Consider the following 3,750-nt stretch of genomic DNA (forward strand, 5'->3'; position numbering starts at 1 on the left):
CCTTGACGGACTCGACCCCGTCCGGCGACACCCTGACCTTAGCCAATGACCGGATTGACAGCGGCAATACCCACCTGACGGTCAACGGTGAGTGGGTCAACAAGGCCGGCGAGCAGCGCACTTCGCTGAAAGGCGTGCTGAGCGGTAAAAAATCGATGAGGCCACCAACTGGTCTGGCGTCACGTCGCCACTGCGCGATGCGCCGTTCAGGCCCGACTATGACCTGCACTGGCGCTCTGCCCCGTTGCAGCCTTCGGAAGAGACGCTGAGTAGCGTGCTAAAATTCCACCTCAGCGTCGGACATATCGCTGAGGTTTCTACTGGGCGCGCCGGGCAGCTGCTGCGGCTAGTGAGCTTTGATTCGCTGGTGCGCAAACTGCGCCTCGACTTCAGCGATACCTTCAGCCAGAGCTTCTGGTTTGAGTCGATTAACGGCACGGACTAGATCGAAAATGGCATGATGCACACTGATAATCTACTGGTAGACGGGCTGGAAGCGGACATCGCGATGAAAGGCAATGTGGACCTGGTTAAACGCTGCATCGATATGGAAGCCACCGTCGCGCCGGAAATCTCCGCCATTATTGGCGTGGCTACGGCCTTTGCGGTCAATCCGGTTATCGGTGCCACCGTGTTTGCTGCCAGTAAGGTGCTCGGCCCACTGTGGAATAAAATTTCGGTGCTGCGCTACCACATCAGTGGGCCAATCGATAAGCCGCAGATTGACGAAGTGCTACGCAAGCCGCGTGAAAACAGCGAGAAATGAATTTGACGTGGCCCCGTAATATCTCAGGCTTTAGCATAACGTATATTCAACATCACCCGGCCAAAGCGATGCTGGTCAGCCCGTTATGACCCATCCACACAAAGCGAGAATTCATGAATCTGAATCTGGTAAGTCAGCAGTTACTAACTGCTAACAACATTAGTCAAAGCGACCTCTTTTCCATTCTCGGCCAGCTGTCCGAGCGCAAGCTGGATTACGCTGACCTCTATTTTCAGTCCAGCCACCATGAATCTTGGGTGCTGGAAGACCGCATTATTAAAGATGGCTCCTACAATATCGATCAGGGCGTGGGCGTGCGCGCTATCAGCGGTGAGAAAACCGGTTTCGCCTATGCTGATCAGATAACGCTGAACGCCCTGCATCAGAGCGCAACAGCGGTACGCAGTATCGTGCGCGAGCAGGGTAATGGCCAGTCACGCACTCTCTGTGCGGTGACCAACCACCCGCTCTACCCGGCGCTCGACCCGCTGCAAAGCCTGACGCGTGAAGAGAAAATTGAGCTGCTGCACCGCGTTGATAATGCGGCGCGTGCTGCCGATAAGCGCGTGCAGGAAGTCTCCGTCAGCCTCACCGGCGTCTATGAACTGGTGCTAGTGGCGGCAACCGACGGTACGCTGGCAGCGGATGTGCGCCCACTGGTGCGCCTGTCGGTCAGCGTGCAGGTCGATGATAGTGGCAAACGCGAGCGCGGCTCCAGCGGAGGCGGTGGCCGTTTCGGCTATGAGTTCTTCCTCGCAGATGAAAACGGTGAGATGCATGCTGAAGCTTGGGCTCGTGAAGCGGTGCGCATGGCGCTGGTCAATCTGAATGCGGTAGCAGCCCCGGCGGGGATCTTTGCGGTGGTGCTCGGCGCGGGCTGGCCAGGCGTGCTGGTGCACGAAGCGGTCGGTCACGGGCTGGAAGGCGACTTTAACCGTCGCGGTACCTCGGTGTTCAGTGGTCAGCTGGACCAGCTGGTCGCCTCCGAGCTGTGTACCGTAGTGGATGATGGCACCATCGATGGCCTGCGTGGCTCGCTAGCGATTGATGATGAAGGCGTTCCAGGGCAGTACAACGTCCTGATTGAGAACGGCATTCTGAAAAGCTACATGCAGGATAAACTGAATGCGCGCCTGATGGGCGTGCCGCCAACCGGTAACGGTCGCCGTGAGTCGTACGCGCACCTGCCGATGCCGCGTATGACCAATACTTATATGCTGGCGGGCAAATCAACGCCACAGGATATCATCGAAAGTGTGGAGTACGGCCTGTACGCGCAGAATTTTGGCGGTGGCCAGGTGGATATCACCTCCGGCAAATTCGTTTTCTCCACTTTAGAAGCCTATCTGATTGAGAACGGTAAAGTGACGACCCCGGTTAAAGGTGCCACGCTGATTGGTTCCGGTATCGAAGCGATGCAACAGATTTCGATGGTCGGCAACGATCTGGCGCTGGATAAAGGCGTCGGCGTCTGTGGTAAAGAAGGGCAGAGCCTGCCGGTTGGCGTGGGTCAGCCTACGCTAAAGCTGGATAAACTCACCGTCGGCGGCACCGCGTAACCCTGTTTGGTTGGGGCCGCCTCCTGGGGTACCCCCAGAAATAACTTCTATCGTTAAACGTCCGATAAACCGGTCTGAGCTCAACCTGAGCGCGCCGGAACGGCGAAAGACGTTCCCTGCGGGCCTCGTCACGCGGCATCCCTGCCGCGTGACGTCCGGCTTACCTCCGGCCAAGCCCATCCCCCGCTATCATCGTGCTCGCTGTGGGTTTAAAAACGCGACGATGAGGCTTTGGGTGAAACTCGCGGTAAATCTCCGCCACCTTGTCAAAATATTCAGTCAGATGGTTAATACACACCTGCACCTTCAGCGGTAGTTTGCCTTTCTGCGTATACACGGCATACACCGGGCACGGCACCGACTGATAGTGCGCGAACAGAATCTCCACCTCCCCAGCATTAATCTCTTCAATCCACATTAGCGGTACATAGGCGATTCCGATTCTGGATTTCAGCCAGCGAATCATTGGTGGCAAAGTGCCTCTGAGGCGAATAGCGGTACCTTCCCGTGAGGTCAGCTCAAAATCGTTATCCGGGCGCACGCTGTATTCCAGCCACGAAAAATTGCTGATATCGGCCGGATTTTAGGGGCCGCCATCGGTCATGCTGTAACAGGTAGCTTTTCGCCGCGCAGACCACCATCGGCATCGAGCCAAGGCGCTTCGAAAACAGGTTGGAGTCCCGCAGTGCGCCACCGCGGATCACCATGTCCAGCCCGTCGGCAATCAGGTCCGGTGCCGAGATACCGGTCACCAGATTCACCGTCAGCCCCGGGTATTCTTTCAGCATCTCTTCCATCATGGGTGCCAGCAGATTTTGCGCCATGGTGGAGGAGCTGCCGATACGCAGTAGGCCAATCGGGGTATTATTGAATGCCCACAGCTATTCATGTACCTGCTGAGCTTCGGAAAGCATGCGGCGACAGCTCTGGAAATAGATTTTACCTGCCTCCGTCAAGCCATGCTGCGGGTGAGTAATCTGACCTGCAGCTCTTCTTCCAGCCTAGCGACTGTCTGACTCACTGCGGATACGCTTAACTGCAGATGCTGCGCCACGGCGGTAAATGAGCCCATTTCAACGACTTTGGCAAAGACGGACATGCCCTTGAGTCTTTCCATTGTTAACCCTAGATTAAGAGTGATTTAGATCACTGATCTTGACCCGTCATCTCCAAACAGCTTTTGTAGCTTAAGTTAACGATGCCTGCTACCGCAGGTATTCCCTCGGAGAGTGATACCCCAGCGTGCTGTGCGGGTGGTTTTCATTATAATGCGTGAACGCTGCTGCAAGGTTTCGCAGTGCTGTTCTCATCTCCGGTTTTGGTATGAACGCGATATAGTCGGCACTGTTGCAAAGATCTGGCGATGGTAAACTGATGCCACTGTTTAGTTGAAGGAGCAGACATGAACCCATTTAAAGGTCGACA

The 3,750-nt window shown here is 55.9% G+C and carries 1 protein-coding gene and 3 pseudogenes; 2 read left to right on the forward strand and 2 right to left on the reverse strand.

Going from position 1 to position 3,750, the window contains the following annotated elements; all coding sequences use genetic code 11:
• A pseudogene (locus BBW68_RS16240) lies at nucleotides 1-766 on the forward strand (YhdP family protein); the annotation flags it as partial.
• Nucleotides 767-879: 113 nt separating this feature from the next.
• On the forward strand, nucleotides 880-2,325 hold the full coding sequence (gene tldD / locus BBW68_RS07650; protein ID WP_070134675.1) for a metalloprotease TldD: 1,446 nt from the start codon (nucleotides 880-882) through the stop codon (nucleotides 2,323-2,325).
• Between the two features lie 160 nt (nucleotides 2,326-2,485).
• Here the strand turns inward: tldD and aaeR are convergent.
• Together aaeR and BBW68_RS16245 are read right to left on the reverse strand one after the other, a co-directional pair.
• A pseudogene (gene aaeR / locus BBW68_RS07655) lies at nucleotides 2,486-3,442 on the reverse strand (HTH-type transcriptional activator AaeR).
• Between the two features lie 88 nt (nucleotides 3,443-3,530).
• A pseudogene (locus tag BBW68_RS16245) lies at nucleotides 3,531-3,665 on the reverse strand (integrase core domain-containing protein); the annotation flags it as partial.
• Between the last annotated feature and the right edge of the window lie 85 nt (nucleotides 3,666-3,750).

The sequence above is a fragment of the Candidatus Erwinia dacicola genome, assembly GCF_001756855.1.
Taxonomy (GTDB): Bacteria; Pseudomonadota; Gammaproteobacteria; order Enterobacterales; family Enterobacteriaceae; genus Erwinia; species Erwinia dacicola.

Coding starts and splice junctions, on each gene's coding strand:
- tldD (WP_070134675.1), top strand. CDS start 880: ATGAATCTGAATCTGGTAAGTCAGCAGTTACTAACTGCTAACAACATT.